Consider the following 15,147-nt stretch of genomic DNA (forward strand, 5'->3'; position numbering starts at 1 on the left):
GTCATTAGTATGATTAACAATAAACCTAGTGAGAGAACCAGCCCGAATATTTTTGATTGTAGGGAAACTTTGATTGTCCTCAGGCAGAAAACCTCCTATTAATTCTTAATTCTTAGTTGCTTTGCTCGAAACGATATAAACTCGTTCTGGCCGACCGACTGTACCGTATGATAAATCAGCTTCAATACTTTCATTAGATACTAAATGTTCAAGGTACCGTCTTGCGGTGGTTCTGCTTACACCTATTTCTTTCGCGACACTCTCTGCTGTTAGTCCATATTTAACCTTCCCGAGAACCTCCATCACTTTTTCAAGCGTTAGTGGGTCGATTCCTTTTGGGAGGTAAGACTTTTCGTTTCCAGCTCCATCTACTTCTTTCCGTAACAGCTTGTCAACCTGCTGTTGTGTAACATGGATGTTTTCTTTACCTAGTTGTAATACCTTTGTGTGATAATCCTTATATCTCAGTAACGATTGTTTAAAGCGGTCAAAAACAACCGGTTTGATAATATAATCGAATACACCAATACTAATAGCCTCTTGGACTTGTTTGATTTCTTTTGTTGCTGTAATCATAATAACATCCATTTGTTTGGTTTGCTGTTTTGTTTCCTTTAGTAAGTCGAGCCCATTCATGTCTGGAAAATATACATCCAGCAAAAGTAAATCCGGCTTCAAGATCTCAATTAAGGTTCTAGCCTCAAGATAACTTGCAGCAATTCCTACTGTTTGAAATCCTTCAATCTGTTCAATATAACGTTTTTGAATCTCTGCTATCCTCAAGTCATCCTCAATAATTAACAATTCGATATCCCTTTTCCCCATCGTTCACATCCCCTATGCTTTTTGGAATCGCCACAGTGAAAATCGTACCTTCTCCCACATTAGATGAAAATGTGACATATCCACCTAAACTATTAATTGCATTTTGAACTAGACTCAGTCCAATTCCGGCATTACTGTTCTTGTCCTTTGTGGTAAAGCCTTCTTTAAATATCTGGCCGTTATAATTACTATCTATTCCTTTTCCATTATCTTCTACTTCAATAATTAACTCTTTACCAAGGTCGGTCAAAAATAGAGATACTCTTTTTTCCCCAGTATTATTTTCTATTACAGCTTCAAAAGCATTATTAACAAGGTTGCCAATAACGGTTACTAATAAATCTCTGCTGATTTCATATGGGATATCTTTAAAGCTGCTCTCTCTATCTATTATAAAATTAACTTTTAATTCGCTTGCTAGACTTACCTTTCCTAATATAAATCCTGCAATTATAGGATCGGGTATTTCCTTCATTAAAAATTGAATGAATCCTTGAGTGACATCCACTTCTTTTGAGATAAAATCAATGGCTTCTTTATAAGACCCCAGTTGAATCAAGCCTAGAAGGGTATAAAGACGATTGGAATATTCGTGGGTTTGAGCACGTAATCCTTCTGCATATGCTTTAACATGGGATAATTCCTGTAATAACTGGGCAAGCTCTGACTTATTACGCAAACTCGCGACAGCCCCAATCACATAACCTTTCTTATTAAAAATCGGAATACGATTTGCCAAAAAAACGTCCCCAAATATCAAAATTTCCTTATCATATTCTGCCTGTCCATTTCGAACTACTTCAAGAAGATTGGTATTTTCTATGACCTCTTCAATTCTTTTTCCACGGAGCAGTGTCTCATTTGGTACCCCTAAAATTTTATGAGCTGTTTCATTCACTACGGTGATCCGTCCATCGGTATCGATTGCAACAATCCCTTCATGAATAGACTCTAAAATGGCATGTTTCTCTTGGTACATCCAGGCAATTTCTTTTGGTTCTAGTCCAAACATCGCTTTTTTAATATTTAAAGAGATTAGTAATGCCGCTAGTAATCCCCCTATTAAAATAAGCAGTGTAGTAAAAAAGATTTTTTTCTGTATTTTTGAAACTTCCTTTTCAATATCCGTTTGGAGATAACCGACAGAAACAACCCCAATAACTTCTCCCTGGCTAAAGATAGGCGCTTTTCCCCGTAGAGACGGACCTAGAGTTCCGGTAGATTCTGAAATGACAGATTCTCCTTTAAAAACAAGATCATTATCTCCCCCCACCATTTTTTGTCCTAATCGTTTCGGATTGGGATGCGAATATCGGATTTCATTCGTATTCCCGATAACAATAAATTCTGCCCCAATCTGTTTACGAATTCTTTCTGCGATCGGCTGGATAGCAGCCGCAGGATTTTCCGCTTGAAATGCCTCCTTGATATCTGGCATATTTGCAATCGATTGGGCTACAGATAAGGCTTTAGAACCTATTTCATGTTTAAGATTGGTTTCCATCATATTTTTAAAAGTAACCTCAAAAATACCTCCGATTGAGATAATAAGAAGAAGAATAACTAGCATTAATTTCGAATGTAAACGCACACAATCACCTCCATTCTTATTATAGTAAAAAAACTCCTTAAATAAAGGAGTTTTCGCATTATTAAAAAAATTATCCTTCAATATTAATAATTACTTCTTTCCCTCTTTTTTTCATTAAGAACGGAATTAGCAGCCAAAGGAAAGTAATGATAAGAAAGACAAGTGAAATTGGTCGGGTAAAAAATACACTAAAATCTCCATTAGATATTGTTAAAGCTCTTCGTAAATTATTCTCAACCATGGGGCCTAATACCAACCCAAGAACTAGCGGTGCGATTGGATAATCGTTTTTGCTTAAGAAATAGCCAAGGAGTCCACATACCAATAAAAGTAAAAGATCGTTCGTTGATACTTGGACCGCATACACACCAAAAATCGAGATGGCTATAATCATAGGTATCAAGAATTGTTTTGGTGTTTGAATAATTTTCGCAAACACTTTAACTAGCGGGAGATTTAAAATTAAAAGCATGATGTTCCCGATAAACATACTGGCAATCAGTCCCCAAGCTACTTGAGGATGATCTTCAAATAATAACGGCCCCGGCTGGACGTTATACATCATCAGGGCTCCCATTAAAATAGCCGTAGTCCCTGAACCAGGAATACCTAATGTTAATAATGGGATCATCGCTCCCCCTGATGCCGCGTTATTCGCTGATTCTGGTGCCGCAACCCCTGCAATCGTTCCTGTTCCAAACTTTGAAGGCGTTTTTGAAATCTTTTTTTCAAGAATATAGGAAAAGAAAGAAGCAAGAGTCGCTCCCGCGCCCGGTAAAATTCCTATAAAGAAACCTAAGATCGAACCTCGGGCAATTGGTCCTGCAGATTCTTTTAGTTCAGCTTTTGATGGAAGTAAATTATTTATCTTTGCAATCTCGTTATCTTCCTCTTCTTTTTCCAAAATGGTCTTAAAAACCTCACCAACTGCAAACAACCCAACAGCAATCGTTAAAAACTCAATTCCCTGATACAACCATGGAACATTAAAGGTAAATCTGGCAATACCAGATACGTTGTCGATTCCAATCGTACCAAGTAATAAACCGAAAACAGTCATAATTAATGCTTTTGTTACCGATTTTCCAGCTAAACCACTGACAGCCCCCAGCCCTAATAGCATTAAGGAAAAATATTCTGCCGGCCCAAATTTCAGCGCTACTGCTGATAATGGTTTTGCTAATGCAATCAATGCCACAAGGGTAAAAATGCCCGCCACAAAAGAACCGATTGCCGCAATGGATAAGGCACTTCCTGCTCTTCCTTTTATGGCCATCTGGTAACCGTCCAATGTCGTAACGACAGAGGAGGATTCTCCTGGAGTATTTAATAGAATGGAAGTGGTAGAGCCGCCATACATCGCTCCATAATAGACTCCAGCAAGCAAAATGAGCGCGCTCGTTGCTGCCTGTTCTGGCGGGAGGCCGCCTGTAATAGAAGCCGTTACTGGAATGAGAAGGGCTACCCCACTCATCGGTCCAATTCCAGGAAGTACACCAACAGCGGTCCCTATTAGGACCCCAACAAAAGCAAAAATGATATTATACCAAATAAGTGCTGTTCCCAATCCCTGAAATAAATAATCGAGTGTACTCATGCATCAATCTCCTTTCTAAAAGCTCCCTAGTTGACTATAAAAACCAAATTGGCCAGTCTGGCAGAGTACCTTTTAAAACCTCTACATATAAAAAATAAACAAGTCCTGAAAAACAAGCAGAGATGATAAGGGATAAAATCACTTTTGAACGTTCCATCGTTTGAAAACAAACAAATAAAAATAGAAATGTAGAGATGACATACCCTATCGTTTCCAACGTTAAAATATAAACCAAGGTACCCGAAAAAATGATTATGAAAGGCTTGTACTGCAATTTTTCATTCGATCCCTGTTGATTCTTCGTGATGAATGTTTCATAAAATAATCGGATACTTAATAAAACAAGTGCACTGCCAAGAATCAATGGAAATATGTCAGGACCAACTGCACTTCCATAGGAAGAACTTCCAAGACTCTTACTCCCAATGATAAAAAGAACACCTACAGCAAGAAACAATACAGATGCAATGTGATCGAATTTTAATGCCATTCGTAATCCCCCTTCTAAAAAAAATTTGAGGAAGGAGAGAGTTAACTCCTTCCCGTATTTTTTACTTTTGCATTCCTAATGCTGTTAATAATTGCTGAACTTGGCTTTCTTGCTCTTCTAAAAACTTTTTGAAATCAGAACTATTTCTATACTCCAATTCCCAGCCTTGCGTCTCTACTTCTTTTTTCCACTCAGGAGAATTAACGAGCTTATCAATGGCTTGTTCCCAATATGTTTTGGCTTCTTTTGACATTTTTTCCGGTCCAAAAACCCCGCGCCAAATCGTAAACTCTGCATCGACACCCTGTTCTTTTGCAGTTGGAACATCTTTAAAATCACCCGCTAAACGCTCGTCTGAGGTAATCGCCAACACGCGTACCTTACCCGCCTTTAAAAATTCTTTAACACTTGATGCATCGGTACCGATTACATCTGCGTTCCCGCCAAGCAGTGCCGTAATCGCTTCACCACCCCCATCATAGGAAACGTATTTAACTTTTGTTGGATCCACCCCATATTTATAAGCCGGGAGAATGGAAATTAAATGGTCCATGGATCCTGGAGCAGAACCACCTGCAAATGTTAGTTTACTAGGATCTTTCTTTACCTCTTCCAAAACTGATTTTAAGTCTGTGAATTTGGAATCCGCTTTTACAACAATTGCCCCGAAATCTTTTGTCAGTTGCGCCAATGGCGTTGTATTTTTAAAGCCATATGGACTGTTTCCTTCTTTTTTCAGATTGTTAATAACAATCGGTGGTGAATTGACAAAGAGCATGTTATTATTTTCAACTTGTTGAGTAGCGTATTCAGCCATAAAGACAGCACCGCCGCCACCTGGCTTATTCTCTACTGTTAAAGGCTGTTCGACCACTTTCATTTCACTTAGCACTTTTGTAAACGCGCGTGCGGTTAAATCCCAGCCACCCCCTGCCCCTGATGGTGCCACGACTGTAATTGCTTTCGTAGGATAGCCAGTACTTTCTTCCTTCTTACCTGGGCTTGCTGTTTCTTTACTGCTGCTACAAGCACCAAGGCTTAATGCCAATGCTCCTGCACATAATACTGCTGAAACTTTTTTAATAGAAAACATTTTTATTCCCCCTTGTAAACGTTTTCTTAATTTTACAAAATTTTTGACTATTTTATAGATTATACATTTAAACAGCATTAAAAACGTATTAACCATTTTGTTCATTTTGTTCACGAAAAGGGAAATCTCCATATAAAAAAGCTTGTAGACTTAGAATTTTGTCTACAAGCTAAAAAGGTTGTTTAATATTCTTATTTATTAAAGCTTACAGCTATTTTTGCCCCAACCACTGCGTTATTTTTTACTAAAGCAATGTTTGCATCCAAGCTTTTTCCTTCTGTTAACTCTTTTACTTTTCCTAGTAAAAATGGTGTTACATTCTTACCAGAGATATGTTTTTCTTCTGCCTCTTTTAATGCAGATTCAATGACATTCGTAATAACTTTCTCATCCATCGCAAATTCTTCAGGAATTGGGTTGGCAATAACGGCTCCACCTTTTAGGTTTAGATCCCATTTAACTTTTAAAGTAGAAGCGATTGTTTCTACATCGTCTGCACGGACGTTTACTTCGAATTCACTTTTACGCGTATAGAAGGCAGGAAGGACATCGGTTTGATAGCCAATGACTGGTACGCCTTTTGTTTCAAGATATTCCATCGTTAAACCTAAGTCTAAGATTGATTTCGCTCCGGCACAAATGACAGCTACGTTGGTTTGTCCTAATTCTTCAAGGTCCGCTGAGATATCCATCGTGTTCTCTGCTCCTCTGTGTGCACCGCCAATTCCACCGGTTACAAAGATATGAATTCCAGCTGCTTCTGCACAAATCATCGTTGCAGCAACCGTAGTTGCACCCAATTTCTTTGTCGCAATTAAATAAGCTAAATCACGTCTAGAGGCTTTTGCTACATCTGAACTTTTACCGAACATTTCTAATTCTTCTTCGGATAGTCCGATTTTAATTTTTCCATCCACGATGGCAATTGTCGCTGGAACTGCTCCATTATCGCGGATAATTTGTTCCACTTCGCGTGCTGTTTGAACGTTTTGTGGATAAGGCATACCGTGAGAAATAATCGTAGATTCTAAGGCAACAATTGGCTGTCCTTGTTCTTTTGCAATACGTACTTCTTCTGATAATTCAATATATTGATTCATAATAATTCCTCCATGTCTTTTTGTAATTGAACTGCGGATAATTCTTGCCGGACTGTATAAGGAGATTGCAATGTTTTTGAAGCATTCATACTTCCAGCCTTGGCAATTTCGTTTAGTGTCTTACCCTCTAACCATGAGTAAATAACGGCGGAGGAAAACGCATCTCCCGCTCCCGTTACATCCACAACTTCTTTAACTTCAATAGAAGGAACATGAAAGATTCCCTCTTCCTTATTCCCAACCATTGAGCCTTTTTTTCCATTGGTTATCACCACATTAGAAATCCCTAATGAAAGCCATTTATCAATCGCATTTTTCCATTCCTCTTCATTTCCGATTGCTATATTAAAGTAAGTTTCAGATTCATCTCGGTTGGTGATGAGCCAGGTAACACCATCTAAATCATCGGGTAATCGACTCATCTTTGGTGATGAAACGGGTATGAGAACAATCGGTAAATGATGATTTTTAGCGAATTGACACAAGAATTGGATGGTTTCTTTTGGACAGTTTAAATCGACGATAATACATTTTGATCGGCTTAAAAGTGAATCATTTTTTAAAAGTAAGTCAGGTGTGATTGCCTCATACACTTCCATATCCGCTAACGCGATAATTAATTCTCCGTTAACATCTAATACAGCCGTATAGGAACCTGTTGATTTTTCAGGAAATTGGGTCACCGTATCCAAGTTCATGTAAAGAGAGGATGATTCTGCAATGAATGACCAATCGCTATCAAGCCCGCTTGTGGATATTAGTGACACTTCCATCCCAAGCCTCCCAAGGTTTTCGGCAATATTTCGCGCCACCCCGCCTGCATTTTGAGTGGTGTATATGGGATTAGAAGTTCCTAACTGAGCTTTCTCTTTAACATGAAATTTACGGTCTATATTTGCCCCGCCGATACAAATAACAGGTTGAGTTTCACTTAAAATATAAGCCCTGCCTAATATATTTCCCTTTTTAATTAAACCGGAAATCAAATTTGCGATAGAAGGACGAGATAATCCTAATATTTCCGCGAGCTCTTGTTGAGAAACGTAAGGATTCTTACGTATTAAATCCAAAATTATTTGTTCTTTTTCATTCATTTTTTCAGGCATAAAATCACGCACCCATTACACTGATTTTCACTACTTATTGTGGATTAAAGGTGTTCAATTCTTCCCTTGTTTCAGGAACTTTTACCGTACCTGATTTAATCTTTTCAACCCATTCATTAACGGATGCATCAATCTCTGCTTTGTTTGCGGCATTTGCATTAATAGCTGCTAAGCCAACACCGTCTTCTGCTAAACCGAATAATGCCACTTCACCACCAGGGAAATTACCCTCTTTTGTTTTAGTCGCAAGATTCTTTACCGCTACATCCACTCGTTTTAATGCTGAAGTAAGAACAACATCTGGCCCCATGTCAGCTTGGTCACGGTCTACACCAATCACCCAAAAATCTTTGTCAGGATCGTTCGTCTTTCTATCATTGGCTTCCTTGAATATACCGACACCCGTTGCACCTGATGCGTGGAAGAGGACGTCTGCTCCTGAAGAATACATTTTCGAAGCGATTGCTTGTCCAACTTCAGCCTTGTCAAATGCCCCTGCATATTGAACATCCACTTTCACCTCTGGTTTAGCCGCTTTCACACCAGCTATGAAACCAAGTTCGAACCGTTCAACAACCGGAATTTCCATACCGCCAATAAAACCAATATGGTTAGACTTTGTTGTTTTCGCCGCTGCTATACCAGCAAGGAATCCTGCTTCCTGTTCTTTGAAGAGAATACTTGCAACGTTTGGCAGTTTTACTTCAGCATCAACGATAGCAAATTTAGCATCTTTTTGTTGATTGGCAATCTCCTCAACGGCTGCAGGCATTAAGAATCCAATCGCGTATACTAAGTCAAATCCTTCCCTTACGAGCCTATTTAAGTTTGTTGTATAATCGGCATCCGAATTGGATTGAAGGTAGTCATAGCCATCTTTACCTTTTTGCAAGCCATTTTCATTGCCGAAATTCTCAAGACCTTCCCATGAAGACTGGTTAAATGATTTGTCATCAACACCACCGATATCAGTTACCATTGCTACAGAGAAATTATTTTTACTATCTGCACCTTTGGCTGTACTCTCATCACTTTTCCCACAAGCTCCTAATAGTGTACCTGCTGCAAGAACAAGTGCCAGTCCCATTCCAACATTACGTTTCTTCAAAATAAGTTCCCCCTTATGATGTCGTGATATAAACTTTTGTTTAAAATTAAAACTTATGTTTATATATTACCTCTATTTTGAGATGTGGTCAACTCATTTTGTTTAAATCGTACATCTTTTAAAAGAATGTAAAAAAATAACGACATGTTAGCACCACCTGAGGTACTGTAGTGATGCCTGATAAAATTTTTTTCTAGGTCAGTATGGAGGCTAATTTTCCTTTTTTACTATATAATTGGTTCTAAAATATTTATGAGTCTTTATACACATAATAAGAGGAGCTTTTTTTATGAATCAGGAATTTCTATATATTATTATCATCATTGCCTTCGGGTATCTATTAAAGAAGTTAAATATATTACAAGAAAAAGACGGAGAAGTGATTTCAAAAATTATTTTTAAAATCACGCTTCCCGCCTTAGTTCTTGTAACCTTCGATTCAGTAAAAATAGAAACATCTCTAATATTGTTACCCGTAATTGTCCTTGTTTATGGAATCATTACCGCATTGCTAGGCTTATTCTTTTTTAAAAATGAAGAAAGAGAGCTTAAGGGCTCTCTTCTCATGCTTTCTTCCGGATTTAATGTTGGCTTATTCGCATTTCCATTAGTTTATGCCATTTGGGGCATAGAGGGGTTAACCTATTTCAGTATGTTCGATGTGGGAGCATCGTTTGTTGTCTTTGGAATTTCTTTTATTTTAGGGAGTTATTTTTCAGCAGAAGGTCTTACTCTTAATCCATTGGAAATTCTAAAAAAACTGTGCAAGTCTATTCCGTTAATGACTTACATTATTGCTAGTATTTTGAATTTTAGCCACATCCAATTACCAGATACGATTATTAATGTTGCCAGTACAATCTCAGGAGCAAATATACCATTATCATTGTTATTATTAGGACTCTTCTTAAATTTTAAGTTTGACAAACAATTCATTAAGCCGATGTTGAAATTTTTAACTTTCCGGTATGGTTTAGGTCTTACCGTTGGTTTAGTCTTATACTTTATCCTTCCATACGATATCATGCTTCGATCTACCATTCTGATAGGATTGTTACTTCCTGTTGCAGCATCAGCCTTAACATTTGCAGTTGAATTTAGATATAGCAGCACCAGTACCCGTTTCATTGCTACTATGTCAAATATTACGATATTAGTTAGTATTGTTATTTTATATATTTTTGCGAATTTTATCCTGTAAACCTTTTTATTGACTTTCTTAATAAATCGGTTTAATATAACAAAAGTAAATTGAATCATAAAAAAATCATTTGTTCGTGGACTTTTCTAGAGATCATTCTCTATTTTCGCCACACAGCTAAATCTAGAGCTGTGTGGCTTTTTTATGTTCTAATGATGAAAGGGGTAGAAAAAAATGAAAACTTGGCATTACGCACTACTTGTTTTATTAGGGGGATGCTGTTACGGAGCATTATCAACTTTTGTAAAACTAGCTTATTCTGCTGGTTTTACCAGCGCTGAGGTAACAGGAAGTCAATTCTTAATGGGGACTCTATTAATCTGGTTAGTAGCGCTATTTTCGAAAAAGAAAAAACTTACAATGCCGAAAATAGGTAAATTACTTATTTCCGGTATCCCACTTGGTTTAACAAGTCTATTTTATTACCAATCATTGCAATCACTTAACGCTTCACTTGCCATCATCTTTCTTTTTCAATTTGTTTGGATTGGCAGCTTATTTGAATGGTTTTTTTATAAAAAGAAACCAACGATGGGGAAACTTATTTCCATAGGCATTTTGGTTATTGGTTCCATTTTCGCCTCAGGAATTATTGCAGAAGGCAGTGGGGAAATGTCATGGCAGGGAACGCTTTGGGGAATGCTTTCTGCGATCACCTATACCACTTTTATCTTTGTTAGCAGTAGTGTGGAAAAAGATACACCTGTTGTTCAAAAAAGTGCTTTATTTACTACTGGGGGTATGATTACAGTTTTCATTCTAAGCCCACCAACACAGTTGCTCCATTTACCAGTCTTAATGGAAATTGCACCGTACGGTTTTTATCTTGGATTATTAGGGGTAGTCTTACCGCCACTTTTATTTACAATCGGTATGCCTTATGTTGGACCAGGTCTTGGGACTATCTTGACGTCCTCGGAACTTCCTATAGCGGTTATATTATCGTCCCTAGTCTTATCCGAACAGGTTAGTGCTTCACAATGGCTCGGGGTGATATTAATATTGGGTGGAATTGTAGTAGGAAATTTGAAAATATCTAAAAAGAAAATGAAGAAGTATGCAGTTTTGGAAAAGGAATCAACCACTTAAGAATTAATTGCCAGGCACCTTCAAGGAAAATGAGGGTGCCTGGCACTTTTTGGTGGTAAGGTTCTCACTATCGCACCAGAAACAGACGTTCAAGTTCCTCTTTCTCGTACTCCGAAAGGATCTTCTCTGCCAACGGAAATAGCACTTTTTCTTCTTTAGCGAAGTGCTGTGTTAAGGTAGCATAAGCTTGGACAGCGTATACTGTAATCCATTGCGCAGCGTTTTCATCCATGGAGTTTCCTGCCTGTTCAGCTTCAGTTAAAAAATCTTGCAGATGCTGCTCCGCCTTCTCATGTTCTTGTTCCATTACTTCGATTGTTTTGTCATTCTCATTAAGGCGGCGAGCCATCATTGGGAACAACCCTTCATCCTCACGTTTGGAATGTGCATTTAGCTCAATCGCGAAAGCTGATACCCGTTCATGCAATTTCGCAAACAATTGAACGACAGCAAGACCCGATTCAAATTCAATTTCTTCAGTGATTTCATAGAAATGATCCATGTCTTTCCTAAGCGACACATGCTCGTCCATTAATTGTTGTAAGGGAGCACATAATACAATGTTTGAAGATTCTATTGTCAAATCTCTCGTCTCCTTCTCTCCTATATACCAAACATCCATGATTGTTTCATAGTAATTCTTCTTACATCATACGCCAAATGTGCCAATGATTTTGTGATGACCATCACATAAAAACTGCCGGTTAGACAATGGCAATGAACGAAGATAATACACCCGTAATATGTTAAAAAGCACCTTCCTAGTCGGAAGGTGCCTCTATTTTCAACAATTTAGGGATTGGCATGTGCTCTTTGATATCATTTTAATCATTTCCTCAACTAGAGAAGGAACTTCTTCGAATGCGCTTTTCATGTGCAGCCGCTCTGTCCGTTTATGGGCATCCTTTCCAAAAGGACCGACATTTAAGACAGGTGCACGCAGCTGGGTCATTGCATCAAAAGGTATGCAATAACTGCTTCCCCATACTGGCGTATTTCCTTTAAAGGCAGTCCACCCTTCCCCTTCATCCTGGTAGTTAACATAGCTTAAGTCACTTATACCATTGAAATAATGAACCTGTTTTACAGGTAAATGAAATTTTTCTTGTCCTTTTTCCTTAATAAATTCGACACAACTCTTAACGAGGTCATCTTTAGAAGAATTTACCGCCGGATAATAGGGAGGTGCATAGATTAAGACAATGGCAGGTGCCAGCTCCTGGCATTCTATCATCAGACTGTCAGCTATCCGCAATGATTTCTCTCGGTCATCCCATTTAGGATTAGCCTGAACTTGAGCCTTTATCTCCTCCACAAACTGGTGGCCAAACTTACGAATCGTATGAGTTTGTAAATCCTCATAACGCAAAACACGTACTTCACCAATCGGCTCCACGGACTGTTTCAAACAAACCTCTTTATATGCCTGATTGCATGCCCCAGCTGAATCTATGGCAACTCTTTCAAATATCTCCATGATTTCTTCAGCATTCCTTTTCATTAAAAACACGTTGTACAATGCTGCAGAACGATATGGCGTTTGAGTTGAATATTCAAGCCGTAAGTCTTTTTGCTGAAGGGTAACTGGTAGCGGCGTGGTTTCACCGTTCACTTTTTCCTGGAGGCTCATATTCCACTCCATCCGCTGCGTCAAAAATGAAGCAATATATGGTGCAGTAATGCCACTTAGCGGTTCGCCTACATGTGTTTCTTTTCCATAGAAAAGCGCGGAAGGCATGATTTTTCCTATCGACCCGGAATAAACATAAAAGCTTCTGTCTCCAGGTTCCTGAGTAAATACCGGCTCTCCATTTAGGAACAGTTTATAGCTTATATTATGCTTGTCTTTTAATTCCAGGAGTTTCGTAACAGCTGCCCGCATTCCTGATGAATTCACCTCTTCATCAGGTACTGTCAGCAGAAGAAGATTAATCGGCCATTTCTCAACCGTTGCTTTTTCCAATAATCCCATATGCATGGCGAGCCCCATCTTCATGTCCATAGTGCCCCGTCCAAACAAATATTCACCAGATTTGAGATCCTTTTGTGCATCAACTTGCAGCTCATCAATTCTATTTAATAGTAATTTCGTCAATTCTTCGGGCTGGTAGGCATATTCCTCCAGGTCCCCATACTCTTCTGTATTTACTGTATCAAAATGACTTAGTAAAACAATCGTTTCCTCTGTATCTCCCTTATATAAACCTGTTAAGAACCGCCGCCCCATATCAGCCTCATGTAGTCCCAAATGGCTGGGATTCTCCTGAAAATATTGCAATTCCTGAAGTTTAGCTTGAACCTTGCCAGGAAACTCCCGCTCCCCCTCAGTTAACGTCATACTTCTCCAGCTTACCAATTCACACAATAACCCCCGCAGCCTATCCGGTGTTCCCCACCTAAGATGTTCCATAATTCATTACCCCTTTACATTCCAATTCCAATTATGCCCTTACAAATGGAGTGTCCGCCTGAGGTGGACACTGTCCACGAGCGGTGCCTGTCACCATTGTTTTTATCCTTTTAAATTCGAATCTGCATTTGCTTTGTTTTGTTTGTTTTTGATGTAGTAGAAGATATAGCATATTGCTAGGAATCCTAGTCCGATGAGGAGCCCTATTAGCTGTGTCGGGTCAAATGCCAGGAATATTAGGATAGATACGCAGAATACGATACATACGATCGGGATTAATGGATAAAATGGTACTTTGTATTCCAGATCCTCTAGTTTTCCACCCCCACGAAGGTACTTACGTCGGAACATTAACTGCGACAGGGCAATACCAATCCAGGAAATGGTCACGGAAATACCGGCAACAGACATCAAGAGAACGAATACCGTATCTGCGGCAATAAAACTTGTCAGTAGTGATAATAGCGAGAAGATCATCGTAAAAACAAGAGCTGTAAAGGGAACCTTCCGTTTTGAAAGTTTTCCTAACACTTTTGGAGCCATTCCCTCATGAGCCATGGCCCACAAAAGACGGGTGGATGCATAAATACAAGAGTTCCCCACTGATAATATCGCTGTCAGGATAACAAAGTTCATGATATCCGGTGCGAAAGGAATTCCAGCCAAATCCATTAAAGTAACGAATGGGCTCTCAAGTAACCCGAGTTCCTCGGATGGAAAAATTGCTGATAAGATAATAATAGAGGCCAAATAAAAGACAATGATTCTAAATAACACATTGCGAATTGCACGAGGGATATTCTTAGAGGGCTCTTCACTCTCTCCGGCAGCAATCCCAATTAATTCAGATCCCTGGTAAGAAAAAATAACATTCATCATCGTCACAAAGAGAATCGCAATTCCGGCTGGAAATAGACCAGATGGAGCTAGATTGTCTAATAATGGGGCAGGTCTGCCTTCAAGAGGAATAATTCCAAATATGGCTCCGGCACCAATAATAATAAAGAAGATAACAGCTAATACCTTTATACCAGCAAACCAGTATTCCGCCTCTGCGAAACCTCTTGTTGTTAAGGCATTAAGTCCGAATAATAGCAGGATAAAGACTGCACACCATATCCAAACGGAAACATCAGGGAACCACCTTTGCATGAGGATACCGGCTGCTGTGAACTCTACACCTGCCGTAGTGGCCGACCCGATAAAGTACATCCATCCTAAAGAAAATCCGGCAGAAGGGCTAATGAATTTACTTGCATAGGTCTGAAAAGAACCTGTTACAGGCATATGGACGGCGAGCTCTCCTAGGCAGACCATAACGAGGTACAAAATGATTCCGCCAAATATATACCCAACAAGTGCACCGCCCGCTCCAGACTGGTTAATTGTATAACCAGCATTTAAAAACAATCCCGTTCCAATAACTCCCCCTAATGAAAGCATAAATAAATGCCTGCGCTTCATGGAACGGTTTAATTGATTTTCCTGACTCACCTGATTAACTGTTTCCATTACCTCTCCCACCTCTCTTAAAATA

At 38.9% G+C, this 15,147-nt stretch carries 13 protein-coding genes; 2 read left to right on the forward strand and 11 right to left on the reverse strand.

Annotated elements, in window-relative coordinates; translation table 11 throughout:
• Positions 1-105 precede the first annotated feature (105 nt).
• From QUG14_RS08320 to QUG14_RS08355, 8 genes are all read right to left on the reverse strand, one after another.
• On the reverse strand, positions 106-825 hold the full coding sequence (locus QUG14_RS08320) for a response regulator (RefSeq protein WP_289340041.1): 720 nt from the start codon (positions 823-825) through the stop codon (positions 106-108).
• Positions 791-2,416, reverse strand: coding sequence for an ATP-binding protein (locus QUG14_RS08325; protein ID WP_289340042.1), 1,626 nt, complete (start codon positions 2,414-2,416; stop codon positions 791-793). Before QUG14_RS08325 ends, QUG14_RS08320 begins: the two co-directional genes overlap by 35 nt.
• Positions 2,417-2,486: 70 nt before the next feature.
• A complete protein-coding gene (locus QUG14_RS08330; protein ID WP_289340043.1) occupies positions 2,487-4,013 on the reverse strand; it encodes a tripartite tricarboxylate transporter permease in 1,527 nt (508 codons plus the stop codon).
• Between the two features lie 34 nt (positions 4,014-4,047).
• Positions 4,048-4,503: a tripartite tricarboxylate transporter TctB family protein gene (locus QUG14_RS08335; protein ID WP_289340044.1), complete on the reverse strand. Its 456-nt coding sequence runs from the start codon at positions 4,501-4,503 to the stop codon at positions 4,048-4,050.
• Between the two features lie 61 nt (positions 4,504-4,564).
• On the reverse strand, positions 4,565-5,596 hold the full coding sequence (locus QUG14_RS08340; protein WP_289340045.1) for a Bug family tripartite tricarboxylate transporter substrate binding protein: 1,032 nt from the start codon (positions 5,594-5,596) through the stop codon (positions 4,565-4,567).
• 191 nt (positions 5,597-5,787) lie between these two features.
• Entirely contained in the window at positions 5,788-6,696 is a 909-nt protein-coding gene (locus QUG14_RS08345) for a pseudouridine-5'-phosphate glycosidase (RefSeq protein ID WP_289340046.1), read from the reverse strand.
• Positions 6,693-7,802: a PfkB family carbohydrate kinase gene (locus tag QUG14_RS08350; protein WP_289340047.1), complete on the reverse strand. Its 1,110-nt coding sequence runs from the start codon at positions 7,800-7,802 to the stop codon at positions 6,693-6,695. The genes QUG14_RS08345 and QUG14_RS08350 overlap by 4 nt, the downstream gene beginning before the upstream one ends.
• A 34-nt stretch (positions 7,803-7,836) precedes the next feature.
• A complete protein-coding gene (locus QUG14_RS08355) occupies positions 7,837-8,910 on the reverse strand; it encodes a BMP family lipoprotein (protein ID WP_289340048.1) in 1,074 nt (357 codons plus the stop codon).
• Positions 8,911-9,199: 289 nt separating this feature from the next.
• Here QUG14_RS08355 and QUG14_RS08360 point away from each other — a divergent pair, with 289 nt between their 5' ends.
• Together QUG14_RS08360 and QUG14_RS08365 are read left to right on the forward strand one after the other, a co-directional pair.
• Positions 9,200-10,111, forward strand: coding sequence for an AEC family transporter (locus tag QUG14_RS08360; RefSeq protein WP_289340049.1), 912 nt, complete (start codon positions 9,200-9,202; stop codon positions 10,109-10,111).
• Between the two features lie 174 nt (positions 10,112-10,285).
• Positions 10,286-11,200: an EamA family transporter gene (locus QUG14_RS08365; protein WP_289340050.1), complete on the forward strand. Its 915-nt coding sequence runs from the start codon at positions 10,286-10,288 to the stop codon at positions 11,198-11,200.
• Between the two features lie 67 nt (positions 11,201-11,267).
• Here the strand turns inward: QUG14_RS08365 and QUG14_RS08370 are convergent, their stop codons facing one another.
• The 3 genes from QUG14_RS08370 to QUG14_RS08380 form a co-directional block, all read right to left on the reverse strand.
• Positions 11,268-11,783 carry a hemerythrin domain-containing protein gene (locus tag QUG14_RS08370; RefSeq protein WP_289340051.1) on the reverse strand — a complete coding sequence of 172 codons (516 nt, stop codon included), beginning with the start codon at positions 11,781-11,783 and terminating at the stop codon, positions 11,268-11,270.
• A 201-nt stretch (positions 11,784-11,984) separates the two neighbouring features.
• Positions 11,985-13,610 (reverse strand): M20/M25/M40 family metallo-hydrolase, encoded by a 1,626-nt coding sequence (locus QUG14_RS08375; protein WP_289340052.1) that lies wholly within the window; start codon positions 13,608-13,610, stop codon positions 11,985-11,987.
• A gap of 102 nt (positions 13,611-13,712) precedes the next feature.
• Positions 13,713-15,122: an amino acid permease gene (locus QUG14_RS08380; protein ID WP_289340053.1), complete on the reverse strand. Its 1,410-nt coding sequence runs from the start codon at positions 15,120-15,122 to the stop codon at positions 13,713-13,715.
• Positions 15,123-15,147: the final 25 nt, after the last annotated feature.

Origin of the sequence: Neobacillus sp. CF12 (assembly GCF_030348765.1) — a bacterium.
GTDB lineage: Bacteria > Bacillota > Bacilli > Bacillales > Cytobacillaceae > Neobacillus.

Coding starts and splice junctions, on each gene's coding strand:
- QUG14_RS08375 (WP_289340052.1), bottom strand. CDS start 13,610: ATGGAACATCTTAGGTGGGGAACACCGGATAGGCTGCGGGGGTTATTG.
- QUG14_RS08320 (WP_289340041.1), bottom strand. CDS start 825: ATGGGGAAAAGGGATATCGAATTGTTAATTATTGAGGATGACTTGAGG.
- QUG14_RS08360 (WP_289340049.1), top strand. CDS start 9,200: ATGAATCAGGAATTTCTATATATTATTATCATCATTGCCTTCGGGTAT.
- QUG14_RS08335 (WP_289340044.1), bottom strand. CDS start 4,503: ATGGCATTAAAATTCGATCACATTGCATCTGTATTGTTTCTTGCTGTA.
- QUG14_RS08340 (WP_289340045.1), bottom strand. CDS start 5,596: ATGTTTTCTATTAAAAAAGTTTCAGCAGTATTATGTGCAGGAGCATTG.
- QUG14_RS08380 (WP_289340053.1), bottom strand. CDS start 15,122: ATGGAAACAGTTAATCAGGTGAGTCAGGAAAATCAATTAAACCGTTCC.
- QUG14_RS08350 (WP_289340047.1), bottom strand. CDS start 7,802: ATGCCTGAAAAAATGAATGAAAAAGAACAAATAATTTTGGATTTAATA.
- QUG14_RS08330 (WP_289340043.1), bottom strand. CDS start 4,013: ATGAGTACACTCGATTATTTATTTCAGGGATTGGGAACAGCACTTATT.
- QUG14_RS08345 (WP_289340046.1), bottom strand. CDS start 6,696: ATGAATCAATATATTGAATTATCAGAAGAAGTACGTATTGCAAAAGAA.
- QUG14_RS08365 (WP_289340050.1), top strand. CDS start 10,286: ATGAAAACTTGGCATTACGCACTACTTGTTTTATTAGGGGGATGCTGT.